This is a genomic window from Microlunatus sp. GCM10028923, from assembly GCF_042666975.1.
In the GTDB taxonomy this organism is placed as follows: domain Bacteria; phylum Actinomycetota; class Actinomycetes; order Propionibacteriales; family Propionibacteriaceae; genus Microlunatus.
The window spans coordinates 89901-108098 of the sequence record NZ_JBHTFF010000003.1 but is presented as its reverse complement, the minus strand read 5'-3'; the positions used below and the strand labels follow the sequence as shown (position 1 = coordinate 108098).

Here is an 18198-nt window from a genome sequence, read left to right as displayed (position 1 = left end):
CAGTACGAGTGCAAACCCTCAACTCGCCCGGTCTGCGGACCGGAGCGCTGGCCCGTCGCACCGGCTATTCGGCCCAGCAGATCCGCAACCTCGAACGGGACGGCGTGCTGCCACCGGCGGACCGTACCGACGCGGGTTATCGCGGTTATCGCGAGGTACACCTGAGGTCCGTGCTCGCCTACCGCGAGCTGGCCGCCGGGATCGGCCCGGTCGCGGCCAAGGACCTGCTCCGCGCCGTGCACACCCGGCCGGTCGGCGAGGTGCTGGCCCGGCTCGACGCCGCCCACGCCGGCCTGGACCGGGAACGGACGGAGGTTGGACGGGCCCGGGCTGCGGTGACGGCGATCAAGGAGGAGCCGATCGACGACGTGCGGCCGGGCGACGCGATGAGCGTCTCCGAGCTCGCGACGGCCCTCGGGCTGCGCGCCTCGACCCTGCGGCACTGGGACTCCGAGGGTCTGGTGGTGCCGGACCGGGTGCCGCCGGGCGGGACGCGCCGCTATGCGCCGAACCAGGTCCGGGACGCCCGGATCGTGCAGCAGTTGCGCCTGACCGGCTACCGGATCGAGACCCTCCGGGCCGTCCTGCCCGAGCTCACCGGCACCGGCAAGGCCGAGGTCACCGCCGCCCTGGCCGCCCGCGGCCTGAGCATCGAGAATCGCTCCCGGGCCCTGCTCGCCGCGGCCGCAACACTCAGCAGCCTGCTCACCGACCGGGACGACAGACAACGACTGTAACCATCTCTGTTACGGTTACCCCGAGGAGGTGGCGATGACCCTGAGCAGCCGTACCGCGGTGGCCATCCACACGCTGACCAAGCTGGCCCAGCACGGCCAAGATCAACTCATGACATCGGCGGAGATCGCGGACAGCCTGAACAGCAATCCGGTCGCGGTTCGCCGGGTGCTCGGCCAACTCCGCAACGCCGGTCTGGTCGAGTCCACCGAGGGGTACGGCGGCGGCTGGCGGCTGAGCCGGCCGGCCCGGAAGATCAGCCTGTACGACGCGTACGCCGCGGTCGAGGTCGGCCCGGTGCTCGCCGGCCACGTCCATCCCCCGAATCCCGGCTGCGTGATCGGCCGGCACATCGCCACCCTGCTGCACACCGAGTTCACCGCGGCCGAGTCCGCGATGCAACAGCGGCTGAGCCGGACCAGCATCGCCGACATCCACGGCAGCATCCTCGACCTGGAACGCGAAGCGGCGTCGCCGTAAACCCTGCCCACCCGAATCATCAGTTGATCATGCCCAAACTGTAACCGTCATTGTTACAGTCGAGAAAGGACTTCGCCTCATGTCGGTCAAGCAAGAACCGGCCGTGCGCACGCGGTCGACAGCGGGAGTGCTCGCGCTGGTCGGACCGGCCATGCTGCTGGTGGTGATCAGCAGCGACATGGTCACCCTGGTGCTGCCGATGATCGGCACCGCCTACGGCACGTCGAAGGCCGAGCTGGCCTGGATGGTGACCGGCTTCCTGTTGACGTTCTCGATCGGAATTCCCTTCTACGGAAGGGTTGCCGACCGGTTCAGCCTGCGCAACCTGTACGTCGGCACACTGCTGGTCTTCGCCGCCGGCAGCGTCGTCGCCGCCCTGGCGCCGGGATTCGTCGCGATCGTCGGCGGCCGGGTGATCATGGGCGCCGGGGCGGCCGCGATCCCGGTGCTGTCGGTGGTTGCCGTCATGCGACTGCTGCCGCCGGACCGCCGGGCGCTGGGCTTCGGCCTGCTCGGCGCCGTCGGCGGCACGGGGGCGGCGCTCGGCCCGGCCTTCGGTGGCGTGCTCGGCCAGCTGGTCGGCTGGCGAGGCCTGTTCTGGTGCACCGCCGTGCTGGCGCTGGTGCTGCTGCCCGGCCTCCTGCGCGGGCTGCCGACCACGCCGGGCGAGGACCGCCGGCCGGTCGACGTCGCCGGCGGCGTCCTGCTCGGCGCCAGCACCGGTGCCCTGCTGCTGGGCATCACCCAGGGGCAGACCAACGGGTTCGACTCGCCGACCAGTTGGCCGTTGATCATCGGCGCCCCGGTGCTGGCCGGGCTGTTCGTCTGGCGGGTCCGGACCGCCGCTCACCCGTTCGTGGCGCCGGCCCTGTTCGCGGATCGCGCCTTCACCGCGGCCACCCTGGTCATCCTGCTGGCGATGGCGGTCAACCTGTCCACTCTCGTCTTCGTACCGACCATGATCATCGAGGAGAACGGGCTGACCCCCGGCCTGGCCAGTTTGATCATGATCCCGGGCGGCATCGCCCTGGGCGTGCTCTCGCCGGTCGCCGGCCGGTTGATGGGCCGGTTCGGGCCGCGCCCGCTGGTGCTCGGCGGGCTGATCATGATCGGCGCGGCGATGCTGACTCTGACCTTCGGCGCCGGGTCGTCACCGATCCTGATCGCCGCCGCCGTGACCGGGCTCGGCGCCGGCTTCGCCTTCGTGATCACCAACGTCACCACGGTCGCGGCCGAGGCACAGCCACCCCAGCTGGCGGGCGCCGGACTCGGCATCTTCCAGGGCGCCCAGTTCCTCGGGGCCGGGGCGGGGCCGGCACTCGCCGGCGTCCTCCTCGACGCCCGGCACGGTGCCGGCCCCTTGCTCCCCTGGTACGACCTCGAAGCGCCGGCCTACTCCGACCTGTTCCTCGGACTGACCGCGATCACCCTGATCGCGCTCCTGGTCGCCGGCCGGATGCTCAGACCACGGCCTTGACGCAGACCAGGCGGATCGCCCGGCCGTCCTTGCTCTTCGTCCCCGGGTAGACCGCGGCCCGCTTCAGCCAGGCCTCGACGTCGGCCGGTTTCGCGGTCGGGCGCCGGGACAGGTACAGGGCGGCCGCCCCGGTCACGTGTGGCGCGGCCATCGAGGTGCCCGACATCGGGCCGATGCCGCCACTGTTGCCGGTCGACTTGATGTCGACCCCCGGTGCCCAGAGATCGACGCACGGGCCGTAGTTCGAGAACGACGCCTCCCGGTCGCCGGAACCGATCGCTGCGACGGTCACGATCCCGTTGTTGGTGCCGGCGCCGGCCCGGGCCGGCGACTGGTTGCACGCCGAGGTCTGCTTGTTGCCCGCGGACACGCCGTAGAACACCCCCGAGGCGACCGATCGCCGGATCGCATCCTCGAGAGACTTGCTCAGCGAACCGCCGAAGCTGAGGTTGGCCACGGCGGGCTTCTTCGCATTCGCGGTGATCCAGTTGATCGCCGCGATGATGTCCGAATACCAGCCGTGGGTCTCACAGTCGAGCACCTTCAGCGAGGTGATCGGAATTCCGGGCGCGACACCGACGACGCCGGCGCTGTTGTCCCGGGCGGCGATCGTGCCCGAGATATGGGTGCCGTGACCGTGGCAGTCGGTGTCGGCTTCCTCGGTGAAATTGAGCCGTTTCACGACATTGAGGTCGACGTGCGGCGCGACCCCGGAATCGATCACGTACGCATTCACCCCGGTCACCGTCCCGGACCCGTTGCCGGCCTTGGTGTAGCTGAGGTCGGCCTGCACCCGGTTGATCCCCCACGGGAAGAGCTGCCCGTTGCCGACGACCTCCTGGTCCGGCTCGACGTACTTCACCTGCGGGTCGGCCAACAGCTTCTTGACCAGCCGGTTCGGCATGGTCGCGCTGTAGCCGCGGAGACCCTTCTCGAACACGTGGCCGATCTTCAACCCGGTGAACGACTGCAACCGGTGCAGCGTCGACCCGAGCAGATCGGCCTCGTCGTCGAGCACGACGATGTAGCGCCCAAGTCGGTTGTCCTCCGGTTCCCTCGCCGCGGCCGGCGCCGCCGCCGCGTACGAGAGCAGAATGACCGCCGCTAAGGCAGCGAAACCTTTCAAGAACCTGCGCATGGAAAACTTGCCCCTCCCCCAAGACCCCCGCATCCGGCGGATACCGCCGGGTCTGTCTCGAATTCCGACCGTTCTTATCGGCCCGAACTCACCATTTCGCAGGCCATAACTCGGGAGCAATGAACTTCAAGAACTCCTGAGGGAGTCCCTGCGGAATACCTGGGCAGCACAGATTCTTTGGGTAAGGGAAAGTGTTTACATCTGCAGGCGCTTTCCGTGGAGTTCGTCAACTCCGCGGCTGGGACGCCCGTTTCGGGCCCGGAGCCGGGCTCAGAGCGGCGTCGCGGTGGCCGCGTTGGCCACCATGAAGCCGAAGTCGCCCGGCGCGACGACGGTCATCGGCTCGCGGGCCAGCACCAGGATGTTCGCCGGGTACGGGGCTCGCAGCTCCTCCAGCAACTCGAAGGTGTACGGGTCGTAGACCCGGCCGAGCAGCGTGCCCTCGGGAACCTCCTCGCCGAGCCGGTCCGCCCCGTACTCGCTGATCAGGAACCCGCCCTGGAGCGGTCCGATCCGGCTGATCTCGTGCACCACCCGCTGCGGCGCCAACGGCGGCTCGGGCTCGCCGGGAAGCATTCCGATCCGGCGCATCACGTTGCTGATCCCGGTGACCCCGCGGGACACGAAGTGGTCGATCCGCTGGCCGCCGCCGCCGAGCTCGGAGACCATCACCTTCATCCCGGCGGACTTCGCGACGTCGGTCGTGGTGCCCTGGTACGGGTTGTGGTCGTAGAGCAGCGGAGAGCCGTACGCGGTGGCGACCTCGGGACCGTCGGTGTCGAGGTAGACGTAGTCGACCGTGGCCTGATTCCCGCCGGAGTGCAGGTCGATCAGGTGGGTGCCGCCGCTGGTGCGCAGGAAGTCGGCCAGCACGGCACCGATCCGGTCGGTGATCGTGCCCTGTTGATCACCGGGCATGACCCGGTTCAGGTTGCCGCCGTCCAGCGGCGAGTTCCGGTTCAGCGCATGCAGAGCCAGCGGGTTGCAGACCGGAATCGCCAGCACCTCGCCCTCGAAGTCCAAGCCTGACAGGGTTTCCACGGCCCGGCGGACGATCTCGACGCCGATCGGCTCGTCGCCGTGGACGCCGCCGAGCAAGATCAACCGGGGCCCGTCGGCACTGCCGGTGAGCCGGTGCACGACCAGCTCCAGTTCTCGCCCGTCGGTCAGCCGGGACACCGGAAGTCGGTCCAGGGTGCGGGTGGCGGTCATCGGGATTCTCCTTCGGTCGTGATCATGAACGGGTCGGGTCGGTCGCGAACGCCTCGTCGGCCGCCGCGAGCAGCGCGTCCACCTCGGCCTCGGTGTGCGCAGCGCCGAGCGCGCCGTGCAGCAGCGCCTTCGGCGGCAGCAGCAGGTGGTGCCGCTCGGCGGTGCGGACCAGGTGCAGGTAGCGCTCGGTGTGGGTGGCCATCGCCTGCCGGTAGTCACGGGGTGCCGCCGGCAGGAAGTACGGCTGGAAGTGGCCGCCCAGGCCGGCGACGAGCACCGGGATCCGGTGCCGCCGGGCCAGGTCGACGAAGCCGTCCCGGAGCCGGTTCGTCAGCCGGTGCAGGTGCCGCTGCGGCTCGCCGGTGGCGAGGATCGGCAGGGCCGCGGCCGCGGCGGCCACCGCGCTGCCGTGCCCGTTGAAGGTGCCGACCCACTGCACCGGCCCGCCGGCCAGCGTGTCGGTCACCGCCATCAGGTCGGCGCGGCCCTCCACGGCCGCGATCGGGTAGCCGTTGCCGAGGGCCTTGCCGTAGGTGGTCAGGTCCGGCGTGACGCCGTAATGGGCCCGCGCCCCGCCGGGCTCGAGCCGGAACCCGGTCAGCAGCTCGTCGAAGATCAACACGATGCCGAGCTCGGCGGTGAGCTCCCGGAGCCCTTGCAGATAAGCCGGTTCGGCCGGGATGAACCCGATGTCGATCAGGACCGGTTCGAGCACCACGGCGGCCAGATCGGCCGCATGCTCACGCAGGATCGCCGCGGTCGCCGGCAGATCGTTGAACGGGAACACCACGGTGTCGGCCGCGGCCCGGGACAGGCCGGCCGAGCCGGGCGGCGAGGCCGGACGTTCCGGCGGCCCGATCGTGTCCGGGGTGCCCCAGGTGGAGACCCAGAGGCTGTCGGCCCAACCGTGGTAGGCGCCCTCGGCCTTGGCCACCCGCTCCCGGCCGGTCACCTGCCGAGCGATCGTCAACGCGTGCATCAGGGCCTCGGTGCCGGTGACGGCGAACCGGGCCAGGCCGAAGTCCGGGATCATCGTCCGCAGGGTCTCGACCGCCTCGACCGCGGTCGCCGTCTCGGTGCCGCAGGTCAGCCCGTCGGTGACGCTGCGGACCACCGCCTCGGTGACCGCCGGGTGGGCGTGACCGAGCATCACCGCCGCGTTGCCCATCCCGAAGTCGGTCCACCGGGTGCCCTCGACATCCCACAGCCAAGGCCCTTCGGCCCGTTGCGCATAACAGGGGTACGGATCCCGGGCGCGAGTGCTCGAATGGGTCCCGCCGGGCACCAGGGCACGGGCCCGGGCGTGCAGGTCGGCGGGACTGATCGACGTCACGCTCATACTGATCTCCTTGATCTTCGTCGGCGTTTCGGTCAGTGGGCCTCGACGATCGAGGAGAGCTCGGCGGCCCGGGCCTTCAGCTCGTCGACGCCGGCATCGGCCAGCTCACGGCTGTAGCGGGCGGCCGGGCCTGCGATCGAGATGCCGCCGGCGGGCCGACCGCCCGGCCCGAGGATCGCGGCGGCCCGGCAGCGCAGGCCGGGACTGTAGGTCTCCTCGTCGACGGCATAGCCGGCCCGGCGCACCTCGGCGAGTTCGCCGGTCAGCTCGTCCAGCACCGTCGCCGGCACGTCGCCCTCGGCCGCCTCGACCATCCGGCGTTGATGATCATCGGTGCAGGCCGCCAGGATCGCCTTGCCCATCGCCGAGGTGTGCGGCTGGATCAGGTCGCCGACTCGGGCCACCGCGCGCAGCGACGCGTCCGGCTCGCAGCGCGACACCAGAACGATCTTGTCCGAGACGATCAGCCCGATGCTGACGCTCTCCCCGGTGAGCTTGGACAGGTCCCTGGTCACCCGATCCAGCTGCTCCGACTCGTGAAGTTGATCAAGCGTGCGCATCGCCAGCCGGAACATCCGCGGGCCCGGGCCGTACCCTCCGGTGCCGCGGATCGACAGCATCCCCTGGGCGACCAGGAAGTTGACCAGCCGCGAGGTGGTGGACAGCGGCAGGCCGAGCCGTTCGGTCAGTTCGCTGGCCGGCCGGCTCGACTCCGACACCTCCAGTGCCGCCTCCAGCACGGCGAAGACCCGGGCCTGATAGCTCACCTTGTCCGACGTCGCCTTGTCCGTCACAGGGACACCCCCAGTTCGCGTGCGATCAGCCCGACCGGAGGCGAGCCGTGGGCCAGCAACTCCCGATGGAACCGCGGCAGGGTGAAGTCGCTCCCCCACTGTTCGCGGAGCCGGTCCCGGAGGCGGCGCAGCAGCACCTTGCCCCAGGTGTAGCGGATGTAGCTCGGCTCCCAGAGCCCGCGGACCGCCTCGGACCTGGCCATCGGCCCGTCGACGAAGCCGTCCCGGACCAGCAGGGCCACCGCGTCCTCGAGCGTCAGCGCGCCGGTGTGCAGGCCGACCGCGCAGCGGACCCGGGCGATCCGGAGCAGCGCGTCCATCGCCATCCCGGCCTGGTAGCGCGGGTCCGCCGCGGCGAAGCCCTCCTCCCAGCACATCTCCTCGGCGTAGTGCGCCCAGCCCTCGAAGAAGAGCTCGGACCAGAGCGTGCGCTGCACCGCGGTCGGCGCAGCCGCCATCGCCCGAGCGTGGCTGCAGTGGCCGGGGGTCACCTCGTGGACGGCCACCACCGGCACCACCGACCGGTTGAACCGGCGCAGCCAGGCATCGGCGTCGGCCGCGCTCCAGCCGGGATCCGGTGGAGTGACGTGGAAGTACGAGTGCCCGCAGTCCTCCCACGGCGCCCGCCAGCTGACCCGGGCCACGCCCCACCGCCGGGAGGCCGGCGCAGGCGCCACCTCGCAGTCGGGGTCGACCACGTCGATCAGGCCGCGCTCGGTGACGAACGTGGTGGCCGCGTCCACACCGGTCTGCATTTCAGCCAGCACCGCACCGAAGTCGCCATGATCATCTTTCAGCCGCCGTACGGCCTCGTCGGCCGAGCCGGATCCGGAGCCGAGCTTGATCAACGCGTCGTCCAGCACCGCCCGCATCCGGTCCTGCTCGGCGTCCGCCATCGCCAGCAGCTCGTCCAGGTCGGCGGTGATCAGATCCTCGCAGCCGAGCAGGGAGCGCAGCACGTCGCCGCCGAGCAGGTGATGATCTTCCGCCGGCCGGCCGGCGATCCCGGCCAGATGCCCGGCGAATCGCTCGGCCGCTGCCGTCGCGGCCGTCCGGGCGGCCTCCCCGGCTCCGACCGGGATGCTGCCGGCCACGCCCCGTACCGCCGGCAGGAACATCGCGGCGACCGCCGGATGGACCAGGTCCAGCGACGCGACGGCATGATCGACGACATCCGGCCAGAGGGCGAGGTGGCGATCCCGGGCCGCAGCCCGGTCCGGCTCCGGCGCGTACGGCCGGTCGTACTGGGACAGGTCCAGCGCCTCCAGGTGCACCCACGGATCGCGGCGGTGCTGCTCGACGACCCCGAACCGGACCCGCATCGCGTTCTCGGTCGCGGCCACCTGGGCCTCGTCGAACGGGTCCGGGAACCGGTCGCCGCCGAGCCGGTCCCGCCGGTCCCGGACGCCGGCCGGGGACAGGTCGATCACCGTGCCGTCGTACTCCTCGTGCAGGCCGGAATACTCGCGCAGGAAGGCGGCGTCCAGGTCGCAGAGCGCCCGCAGCCGCCGGTTCAGTCGTGGCTCGGTCATCATCGTCCTCCCGGCAGTCCCAGCGCCTGGCCGGCCGGGGCCGTGCCCCGTCCCCGGCGGACCACGAACGGCACCGCGACCAGGGCGACGACGACGGAGGTCAGGCCCATGATCGTCGACAGGGCGGCGGGCGTCGGATCCTGATAGTTGTTGAGGTAGTTGAACATCCACACCGGCAGCGTCTTGGTGTCGGCGTTGAGCAGGAACAGCGACAGGTCGAGCTCGTTGAAACTGACCAGGAAGGCGAACAGCGCGCCGACCGCGACCGACGGCCGGATCTGCGGCAGCGTCGTGGACAGGAACGCCCGGACCCGGTGCGCACCAAGATCAACAGCGGCGTCCTCGACCGTCCGGTCGGCACGCAACAGGCCGGCCGACACGATCACCACGACGAACGGGATGCAGGCGACCAGATGGGTCAGCACCAGGGCCACCCGGCCCGGTTCCAGGCCGAGCCGGTAGACCAGCATGAAGACGGCGAAGCCGAACGCGACCTTCGGCACCACCGTCGGCGAGAGGATCGCGGCGTTGATCAACGGGCCGGCCGGCAGCCGATGCCGGGTCAGGCCGACCGCGGCCATGATCCCGATCACCACCGCGAGGACGGTCACGGCGGCCGCGACGATCAGGCTGGAGGCGGTGGCGGCGAGCACGCCGTCCTGTTCCGCCAGATTCGTGTACCAGCGCAACGAGAAGCCGGGCGGCGGCCACTGGCCGTACGAGACGGAGGAGAACGAGCTGACGATCACGATGAACGCCGTGATCAACTGGAACACGTAGACCAGGCCGAGCCAGCCGCCGAGAAGGCGCACGCCGGCCGGCTTCGGTGGTGTCGCGGTGACACCGCCGGAGTCGGACCTGGGCAGCCGGCGCTGGATCAGCCCGAAGACGCCGACCGACAGCAGCGCGACGATCAGCAACACCAGGGACGCCACCGAGGCCACCGGGAAGTTCGAAACGTTGACCAGGCTGTAGACCGTGGTCGACAGCACCTGGACCCGGCCGCCGCCGAGCAGGGCCGGTGCCGCGAACGCCGAGATCGAGATCGCGAAGACCAGCTGGCAGCCGGCCAGCAGGCCCGGGGCGCTGAGCGGCAGCGTCACCCGGGAGAACGTACGCCAGCGTGACGCGCCAAGATCATCGGCGACCTCGGTCAGCGCACCGTCGATCTGGCCGAGCGTGTTGAAGATCGGGAACACCATGATCGGCAGCAGGGTGTGCACCAGGGCGATGACGACCGCGATCCGGCTGTAGAGCAGGTCGAACGGCCCGAGGCCGAGTACGCCGAGCGCGGAGTTGATCATCCCGGCCCGGCCGAGCAGCAGCTGCCAGGCGTACACCGAGGCGATGCCGGAGAACATCAGCGAGGAGAACACGATGAACAGGCCGAGGTTGCGGCCGACCGTTCGCCTGATCGAGAACAGGGCGTACGCGGTCAGGTAGCCGACGACGGCCAGCACGAGGGTGACGGTGGTGGCCACGGCCAGCGTCTCCCCGACCACCCGCCAGGTCGCCGGGTCGGTCAGGAAGTTCCGCCAGCTGTGCAGACTGCCGACGATGTTGTCGCCGTTCGGGACGAACTCGTGGAAGGAGAACTCGCCGATGGTTTCCATCGAGGCAAGGAACACGACCACCAGCAAGATCAGACTCGGCAGCGTCAGGGACAGCCCGCGGCCGCGCAGCCGGTCAGATTTTCGCGACGACATCCGACTCCCAGCGCTTCGTCCACGCGGCCGTGTTCTTGCCGAGCACGCCCCAGTCGACCAGCTGGAACTTCTGGTCCATGCCCTTGGCGATCGCCGGATGGGCCTTGAGCTTGTCGGTCAGCTCGACCTCGCTGTTCGCCGGCATCTCCAGGGAAAGATCGGCCCAGCGCTGGTTCCACTTGGGCGACAGCATCTCGTTGATCATGTCGTACATGACTTCGATCTGATCTTCGCTGGAGCCCGCGTTGATGTTGACCCCGACCGGGACCAGCACGGTGCCCTCCTCCGGCGACGCGAACTCGAGCGGTGCGCCGCCGGCCTTCCAGACCTGGCTGGTCCCGTGATAGTGCGAGGTGAGCACGGCCTCGCCGGTGGACAGCACGTTGAGGTACTGCGGGTTGGCGCTGACGATCGTCCGGATGTTCTTGGCCCGCGACGCCCAGATCTCGAAGCCGGGGTCGAAGTCGGTCCAGCCGCCACCGCTGAGCACCGAGGCCATCCCGATCGCTTCCCACGGCATGGTGAAGAAGCAGAGCTTGCCTGTCATGTCCTCGGCCCAGAGCCGGCTCCAGCTGGTCGGCGCCGGCGTCAGCCCCTCGGTGTTGTAGAGCAGGCCGAGCTGGTCCGCGCCGAGCGGCATGCCGACCCAGTCCGGATCGGTCAGATCCTCGGAAACCTTGCCGGCGTTGGGAATCTGGTCCGGGTCCAGCTTCATGTACATGCCGGTGGCCTTGCCGGCCGCGGTCGAGCCGGCGTTGCTGAAGGCCAGGTTGCAGAGTGGCTTGGTCTTGTCGGCCGCCCACTGGGCCGTCTGCTTGGTGAACAGCAGCGTGTCGTCGAGCTTGATGTCCACCGTCGGGTGGCTGTCCATGTAGTCCTTGGCGAACTCCTTGGGCATCACGCCCAGGTCCGCGCCGGCGAACGGCGTCACCGTGATGGTCAGCTTCTTGCCGGTGCCGCCGGCGTCCGGCTTCTTGCCCGACGCGCACGCGCCCAGCGTCGACGCCGCGGCCAGTCCGGCCGCGCCGGCCAGCAGGCCGCGGCGGGTGACGGTTGAGTTGATCATGGAGCTTTCCTCTCGAACGGGACTGTCCGCAGGAGCTATTTCGGCAGCGTCACCACTGCGTCGTCCGGCCAGCTGACGAACACCGGGCGGTCGGGAACAAGATCACCGGCCGCGTGCGCCGGTACGTCGACCAGCAGCTCGCGGCCGTGATCGGTGGTGGCCACGACCCGTACGGTTGCGCCCTGGAAGGTCAGCTGGCTGACCCGGGCCGCGACGCCGGGACCATCGCCGGGCCGGGTCGCGGAGATGATCAACCGCTCCGGCCGGATCGACACCAGCTGGTCGGCATGGCCGCCGCGCAGCGCGTCGGCCCGGAACGCCCGGTCCGGCGCGGTGTCGCCGATCAGGTTGGTGTCGCCGAGGAAGCTGGCGCAGAAGGTGGTCGCGGGCTTGGCGTAGAGCTGTTCCGGCGGTCCGACCTGGTCCACCCGGCCGTTGTGCATGACGGCCATCCGGTCCGACATCGTCATCGCCTCGATCTGATCATGGGTGACGAAGATGAACGTGGTGCCGGAGTTGCGCTGGATCCGCTTCAGCGCCAGCTGCATCTGCACCCGGAGCTTCAGGTCGAGGGCGCCGAGCGGCTCGTCGAGCAACAGCACCGCCGGATCGTTGGCCAGTGCTCGGGCGATCGCGACCCGCTGCTGCTGACCGCCGGAGATCTCCGACGGCAGCCGGGCCTCGAAGCCGCGCAGCTCCACCAGCTCGAGCATCTCGGCGACCTTCGCGTCCACCTCGCGCCGGGACTTGCGCTGCAGCCTCGGTCCGAACGCGATGTTCTCGGCGACCGACAGGTGCGGGAACAGGGCCAGCTTCTGGAAGATCAGGTTGGTCGGCCGCCGGTTCGGCGGCAGCCGGGTCACGTCGGTGCCGTCGATCAGCACCCGTCCCTCGGTCGGCACCTCAAGCCCGGCGAGGATCCGCAGGCTCGTCGTCTTGCCACAGCCGGACGGCCCGAGCAGCGAGAAGAACTCGCCCTTGGCCACCTCCAGGCTGACCCGATCGACGGCCTGGACGCCGCCCGGATAGCTCTTCGACACCTGGTCCAGCGCGGCGGCCGGCTCGACCTCCGTAGCCATCGCGGTCCCCCTCCGATCGCAACTCCCACTCAGTGAGAGTTAACTCTCATTGGTTGGCAACGCTACGGGTGCCTCGGGGCATGGGTCAAGGGCCGCCGGAGACGATCGTGTTCCGGGTCCGTTACGGGCGGGCGGCCGTCAGGAGCGGCGTTCGGCCATGATCAACTGGCCGAGCGACACCAGATTCCGCTCCAGTTCGTCCCGCCAGCGATCCCCCGTGGCGCTGGGATCCGGGGCGGCGACGGGCACGGATTCGACGGCGAGGGTGTCCGGGTCGGCGGCCCAGAACGCCTGGTTGGCCACGGAGACGCAGTAGCCGAGCAGGTGCGTGCTGATCAAACGTTCGACCCGGTAGAGCTCGGCCTCGGCGACGCCGGCGTCCTCGAGGATGCCGTACATCACGCGGACCACCCGGACGGCCTCCGGCGCCACGTACGGACGCGTCAGCAGCAGCGGCATCACCGTCGGATAGCGGCGACCGAGGGCGAGGAGTTCGAGGGCGATCTTGCGGAGCCGGCCCGGCCAGGGATCGGTCGCGTCGGGCAGGTCGAGTTCGCCGAGGAGGGCGCCGACCATGCCGTCGAGCAGGGCCTCCTTGCTCGGCAGGTGCCGGTACAGGGCCATCGTGGTGAAGCCGACCTCCGCGGCGACGGCGCGCATCGAAACGGCGCTCAGCCCGTCCCGCCCGGCGACCGTGAGGCCGGCCCGGACGATCTCGAAAAAACGGCTACCCACCCGAGAAGTGTACTTAGTACACTCCCGGGCATGGACCGGCGGGATCGACGGGGACCCCTGCGCCGGGTGCTGCCCTGGGTCAGGCCGTACCGGCGCGACGTGGTGATCATGATCGTCACCGACGTGCTGGCTCTCGGCGCGCAGATGTCACAGCCGTTGCTGATCGCCGCGATGATCGACGGGCCGATCCTGCACCGCGACCCGGCGGGCCTGTGGTGGTACGGGGCCGCGATGCTCGGGCTGGGCCTGATCCAGACCCTGATGTACGTCCTCCGCCGCCGGGCCATGCTGGCCTCGGTGCGGCTGGAACATGATCTTCGCGTGGCCTGCTACGGCCAAGCGCTGCGCTGGGATCCGGGGCAGCAGGCCCGGTCCGGGTCGGGGCACGTGGTGGCCCGGACGACCGGGGACCTGCGCACGGTCGGCTCGTATTTCAGCTTCGTGCTGCCGTACCTGATCTCGACGATGTTCACCCTGGTGTTCGTCACCGCCATGCTGCTGACGCTGAACCCGGCGATGGGGGCGCTGGTGCTGGTCGCCATGATCCCGATGGTGGCGCTGAGCCGGACCTTCGCCCACCGCTACGAGGCCCTCGCCGTCGACGCGGGCAGCCGGACCGACCAGCTGACGACCGCGGCGTCCGAGTCGGTCCGCGGGATCCGGGCGATCAAGCTGTACGGGCGGCGGCAGCTGATGCTGGACCGGTTCCTGGCCGGCGCGCACGGGTTGCGGGACGCCGAACTGAGGCTGATGCGGCTGTTCGCCGGGTTCGACTCGGTGCTGGTCGCGTACCCGATCCTGGTGCTGGCGGGCGTCGTGGCCGGCGGCATCGCCGCCGTCACGGCCGGGGCGCTCAGCGTCGGCGGCTTCGTCGCGTTCACGGCGTTCTACTTCCGGCTGACCAGGCCGGTGATGGTGGCCGGCGGGCTGCTCGCCCAGACCCAGCTGGCCTCGGCGGCGACCCGGCGGGTGCTGGAGCTCCTGGACACCGAGCCCGGGCTGCGCGAGCCGCGGGATCCGCAGCCGCTGCCCGCCGGAAGCCTCGGGGTACGTTTCGACGGCGTCGTCCTGGACGACGGACAGGACTCGCCGATCGACCTGGAGATCGGTCCGGGCGAGACGGTCGCACTGGTCGGCGCCACCGGTTCGGGCAAGTCCCGGCTCGCGGCGCTGGTGCCACGGCTGGCCGACCCCGCGTCCGGTCGGGTGTCGGTCGGCGGGATCGACGTGACCCGGCTCCGGCTCGCCGAGCTGCGTGGCCGGATCGGGGTGGCCTTCGAGGACGCGGTGCTCTTCTCGGGCTCCGTACGGGAGAACCTCACGGCCGGCCGGGCCGCCGTCGGCGACGCCGAACTGCACCGGATCCTGGAATTGACCCGGGCCGACTTCGTGCACCGGTTGCCGAACGGGCTGGACAGCGCGGTCGAGGAGCAGGGGTTGTCCCTGTCCGGCGGTCAGCGGCAACGGCTGGCGCTCGCCCGCGCGCTGGTCGGCCGGCCGTCGGTCCTGGTGCTGGACGATCCGATCTCCGCCCTCGACGTCCGGACCGAGGCGGCGATCGAGCAGGAACTGCGCGCGGTGCTGGACCCGTTGACCGTGATCATCGTGGCCCGCCGGCTGTCGACTGCCAGGCTGGCCGACCGGATCGCGCTGCTCGACGGCGCCCGGATCGTCGACGTCGGGAGCCATGCCGAGCTGGTCGAGCGGAGCGCGGCGTACCGGACCCTGATGCTGGGCGAGCCCGGTCCGGAGGCTGCCCGCGATGACTGAACCCGCCTTCGATTCCGTACGGCAGCGCCGCGGCTCCGCACCGGCGGTCGCCCTGCTCGGCGAACTGCTCCGCCCCCACCGCGCGGCGCTGTCGGTGTTGCTGGTGCTGGCGGTGCTGCAGACCGCCGTGTCCGTCACCGGCCCCTGGCTGGTCGGTGTCGCCATCGACGTGGGTCTCAGCGAGGGACTGGCCGGCCGGATCGCCCCGGTGGCCGGAGTGGTCGCCGCCCTGGCCGGGTCCGCGGTGCTGTCCGGCCTGCTGAACCGGCTCTGGATCAATCGGGCGGGCGTGCTCGGCCAGGACGTGCTGCTCACGCTGCGGACCCGGGTCTTCGACCGGCTGCAGCGGCACTCGGTCGGTTTTCATGATCGACTCGGTGTCGGCCAGGTGACGGCCCGGATCACCTCGGACATCGCGACGGTCGACGCGCTCTTCGGGACCGCGCTGACCGGCCTGCTGCAGGCCGTGCTGACCGTCGTCGTGATCATGGTCGTGATGATCGTGCTGGACCCGATGCTGGCCCTGGTCACGGTGCTGGCGCTGGTTCCGCTTGCCTTCCTGACGGCCTGGTACTCGCTCCGGTCGGCTGCCGCCTATCGCGACCAGCAGGCCGCCAACGCGGCGCTGACCGGACACCTGGTGGAGACCCTGGACGGGATCCACGCGGTGCAGGCCTACACCCGCGAGCCGCACGAGGCGGCGAGCTACACCGCGTTGTCCGAACAGAGCCGCACCGTCGGTGAGCGACGGGTCCGGCTGGGCACGGTCTACTTCCCGGCGATGGAGTTGATCTTCGGCCTGACCACCGCCGTGCTGCTGGTCGCCGGCGGCTTCCGGGTGGCCGACGGAAGCCTGCAGATCGGGGTGCTCGCCGCCTTCATCCTGTACGTCGCGCAGCTCTTCGGCCCGGTGCTCAGCCTGACCGGCTTCGTCGACGCACTGCAGTCCGCGGTCGCCGGGCTGGAACGGGTCGCGGCGGTGATCAACGCCCCCGACGACGTACCGGAGCCGGCGCAGCCGACGCCGCTGCCGCAGCCGGTCCGCGGCCGGGTCGGCCTGCGGGCGGTTCGGTTCGCCTATCCCGGGTCCGGGCGCGAGGTGCCGGTCCTGAACGACCTCGAGCTCGACCTGCCGGCCGGCAGCACCACCGCGATGCTCGGCGCCACCGGTGCCGGCAAGTCGACGATCGCCAAGCTGATCGCGCGGCTGCACGATCCGGACGCCGGAGCGGTCACCCTGGACGGAGTTGATCTTCGACGGGTAGCCGACCCGGACCTGCGCCGGGCCGTGAACCTGATCACCCAGGAGACCCAGCTGTTCGCCGGGACGATCGCCGACAACCTCCGGTTCGGCCGCCCCGACGCCGACCACGACGACCTCGTCGCCGCAGCCAGGTCAGTCGGCGCCGACGGATTCATCGAACGCCTGCCCGACGGCTACGCGACCGAGGTGCACGCGCGCGGCACCGGACTCTCCGCCGGCCAGCGCCAACTGCTGGCCTTCACCCGGGCCCTGCTCGCCGACCCGGCCGTGTTGATCTTGGACGAGGCGACCTCGGCGCTCGACGCCCCCACCGAGCGGGCGATCCAGACCGGCCTGCGCAACCTGCTCCACGGCCGGACCGCGATCGTCATCGCCCACCGGCTCGCGACGGTCGAGATCGCCGACCGGGTGGTGGTGATCGCCGACCAGCGGGTCACCGCTGACGGCAGCCCGGCCGAACTGCTGCGGCGCGGCGTACCGGAACTGGTGGCCCTGCACCGCGACGCCGGGGAGTGATCATTGGACAGCAGGCACGGCGATCATGATCACGGCCCGAGCAGGCCCAGCGGAATGGCCGCAATGCCATCGGCCCGACGATAGGCGCGCTCGCCAGCGTAGAGAACGAGGCCGTCGATCATGTCACTTCCGATCCGGTCCCGGAGCCAGCGCAAATGCTTGACATCATCGTCGGTGACGCGATCGGCGAGCTTGACCTCGATCGCAAGGATCCGACCATCGGGGCGCTGAACGATCAGATCCGCCTCGTGGTCGCCGTTGCGGGTTCGTAGGTGTGCGACGCGCGCATCGGAAGCATCAGCGTAAGTGTGGACACATAGTGCCGCGAGGTGTTCGAAGAGCGCGCCGAGGATGGTCCCCTCAGACAGTTGGGTGCGACCCTGCTCGGCACGGAGCAGTGCCGGTCCGTCGAGCCCGAGTAGCCGGGCCGCGAGTGCTGGGTCCGCGAGTTGGTGCTTGGGTGTCTGAGCAAGGCGATCAAGATGATTGCGGCCCGGTATCCAGGGAGGAATCGGATCGAGCAGCCAGAGAGACGACAAGGCGTCCCGGTAGGCGAGGGTCGTTTCCTTGGCCGGCTTGTTCGGCAGTCCGGGAGTGGCTGCGTCCAGAATCTTCGTGTAAGTCGTCGTCGTCGAAGTCGCCGCCGCATATGCCCCTAGCCAGGACCGCAGCACCTCCGGCTTGCGGACGGGATAACCCTGTTCAGGAAACTCACGATGCACGACGTTCTCGAGGTACGCATCCAGTTCGGCACGCCGCGCACGTGGCGCGAGAGGTCGAATCGCAGGGAATCCCGAGGCGACGATCTCCTCGACGTAGTCCGTCAGGCGAAGCCGCGTGGTTCCGCCTACGTCGGGTTTACCCTCAAGCAGTTCTGCCAGGCCGACTGTCGGGCTCTCCAACTCCCGTTCTGCCAGGCTCAGCGGGCGCATGCGCATCGGCACGATCCGCCCAGCACCCGAATGGATCACGGCGCCCCGGGGCGCTGAACTGCCCGCGATGATGAAATGACCGGCGGCTGACCCCTCGTCGACGGCCCGCCGTACGTGATCCCAGACCTCTGGCAGTCGCTGCCACTCGTCGACGAGTACCGGCCCGGCCATGCTGGTCAGAACTGAGGGATCGGCGGCGACGATCTGGCGCTGACTTTCCAGGCTCAGGTCGATCACGGACACAGCCCTCTGTGATGCGGTCGCGGTCTTGCCGACGCCCTTGGGTCCGTGGATTGACAGCGCGCGGAGCTGCGGCTGAAGTTCATCCAGGGTCCGGTCGATGATCCGTCGTCGATATCTGGGCACGCCCACTAGTCTACCGATAGCAGACTTTTAGTCTTCCATTAGCAGCACGCAGAGTCT

The 18198-nt window shown here is 70.1% G+C and carries 15 protein-coding genes; 5 read left to right on the top strand and 10 right to left on the bottom strand.

The window, feature by feature from the left end; genetic code table 11:
• Positions 1–8: 8 nt before the first annotated feature.
• The 3 genes from ACFQU4_RS07715 (at position 9) to ACFQU4_RS07705 (ending at position 2692) form a co-directional block, all read left to right on the top strand.
• Positions 9–737 (top strand): MerR family transcriptional regulator, encoded by a 729-nt coding sequence (locus ACFQU4_RS07715; protein ID WP_377489103.1) that lies wholly within the window; start codon positions 9–11, stop codon positions 735–737.
• Between the two features lie 34 nt (positions 738–771).
• Positions 772–1215 carry an Rrf2 family transcriptional regulator gene (locus tag ACFQU4_RS07710; protein ID WP_377489100.1) on the top strand — a complete coding sequence of 148 codons (444 nt, stop codon included), beginning with the start codon at positions 772–774 and terminating at the stop codon, positions 1213–1215.
• Positions 1216–1294: 79 nt separating this feature from the next.
• Entirely contained in the window at positions 1295–2692 is a 1398-nt protein-coding gene (locus ACFQU4_RS07705; protein WP_377489097.1) for an MFS transporter, read from the top strand.
• On the opposite strand, the gene ACFQU4_RS07700 is transcribed toward ACFQU4_RS07705, so the two are convergent.
• The 9 genes from ACFQU4_RS07700 to ACFQU4_RS07660 form a co-directional block, all read right to left on the bottom strand.
• Positions 2676–3830 (bottom strand): S8 family peptidase, encoded by a 1155-nt coding sequence (locus ACFQU4_RS07700; protein WP_377489094.1) that lies wholly within the window; start codon positions 3828–3830, stop codon positions 2676–2678. The two genes, ACFQU4_RS07705 and ACFQU4_RS07700, sit on opposite strands and share 17 nt — an antisense overlap.
• Before the next feature lie 270 nt (positions 3831–4100).
• Positions 4101–5042, bottom strand: a complete 942-nt coding sequence (locus ACFQU4_RS07695) for a succinylglutamate desuccinylase/aspartoacylase family protein (RefSeq protein ID WP_377489091.1) — start codon at positions 5040–5042, stop codon at positions 4101–4103.
• A gap of 22 nt (positions 5043–5064) precedes the next feature.
• Positions 5065–6381, bottom strand: a complete 1317-nt coding sequence (locus tag ACFQU4_RS07690; RefSeq protein ID WP_377489088.1) for an aspartate aminotransferase family protein — start codon at positions 6379–6381, stop codon at positions 5065–5067.
• A gap of 32 nt (positions 6382–6413) precedes the next feature.
• Positions 6414–7175 carry an IclR family transcriptional regulator gene (locus tag ACFQU4_RS07685; protein WP_377489085.1) on the bottom strand — a complete coding sequence of 254 codons (762 nt, stop codon included), beginning with the start codon at positions 7173–7175 and terminating at the stop codon, positions 6414–6416.
• On the bottom strand, positions 7172–8707 hold the full coding sequence (locus ACFQU4_RS07680; RefSeq protein WP_377489082.1) for a DUF885 family protein: 1536 nt from the start codon (positions 8705–8707) through the stop codon (positions 7172–7174). The genes ACFQU4_RS07685 and ACFQU4_RS07680 overlap by 4 nt, the downstream gene beginning before the upstream one ends.
• Positions 8707–10413, bottom strand: coding sequence for an ABC transporter permease subunit (locus ACFQU4_RS07675; protein WP_377489079.1), 1707 nt, complete (start codon positions 10411–10413; stop codon positions 8707–8709). The genes ACFQU4_RS07680 and ACFQU4_RS07675 overlap by 1 nt, the downstream gene beginning before the upstream one ends.
• The gene (locus tag ACFQU4_RS07670; RefSeq protein WP_377489076.1) at positions 10394–11479 is read right to left on the bottom strand and encodes a PotD/PotF family extracellular solute-binding protein; all 1086 of its coding nucleotides are present in this window, start codon (positions 11477–11479) and stop codon (positions 10394–10396) included. The genes ACFQU4_RS07675 and ACFQU4_RS07670 overlap by 20 nt, the downstream gene beginning before the upstream one ends.
• Positions 11480–11514: 35 nt before the next feature.
• Positions 11515–12558: an ABC transporter ATP-binding protein gene (locus tag ACFQU4_RS07665; RefSeq protein WP_377489073.1), complete on the bottom strand. Its 1044-nt coding sequence runs from the start codon at positions 12556–12558 to the stop codon at positions 11515–11517.
• Positions 12559–12696: 138 nt separating this feature from the next.
• Positions 12697–13293, bottom strand: coding sequence for a TetR/AcrR family transcriptional regulator (locus ACFQU4_RS07660; protein ID WP_377489070.1), 597 nt, complete (start codon positions 13291–13293; stop codon positions 12697–12699).
• A gap of 30 nt (positions 13294–13323) precedes the next feature.
• On the opposite strand from ACFQU4_RS07660, the gene ACFQU4_RS07655 reads away from it, so the two are divergent.
• Together ACFQU4_RS07655 and ACFQU4_RS07650 are read left to right on the top strand one after the other, a co-directional pair.
• Complete coding sequence (locus ACFQU4_RS07655) at positions 13324–15063, top strand: ABC transporter ATP-binding protein (RefSeq protein WP_377489067.1); 1740 nt, start codon at positions 13324–13326, stop codon at positions 15061–15063.
• Positions 15056–16843 carry an ABC transporter ATP-binding protein gene (locus tag ACFQU4_RS07650; RefSeq protein ID WP_377489063.1) on the top strand — a complete coding sequence of 596 codons (1788 nt, stop codon included), beginning with the start codon at positions 15056–15058 and terminating at the stop codon, positions 16841–16843. Before ACFQU4_RS07655 ends, ACFQU4_RS07650 begins: the two co-directional genes overlap by 8 nt.
• Positions 16844–16872: 29 nt before the next feature.
• Here the strand turns inward: ACFQU4_RS07650 and ACFQU4_RS07645 are convergent, their stop codons facing one another.
• Positions 16873–18141 (bottom strand): ATP-binding protein, encoded by a 1269-nt coding sequence (locus tag ACFQU4_RS07645; RefSeq protein WP_377489059.1) that lies wholly within the window; start codon positions 18139–18141, stop codon positions 16873–16875.
• Between the last annotated feature and the right edge of the window lie 57 nt (positions 18142–18198).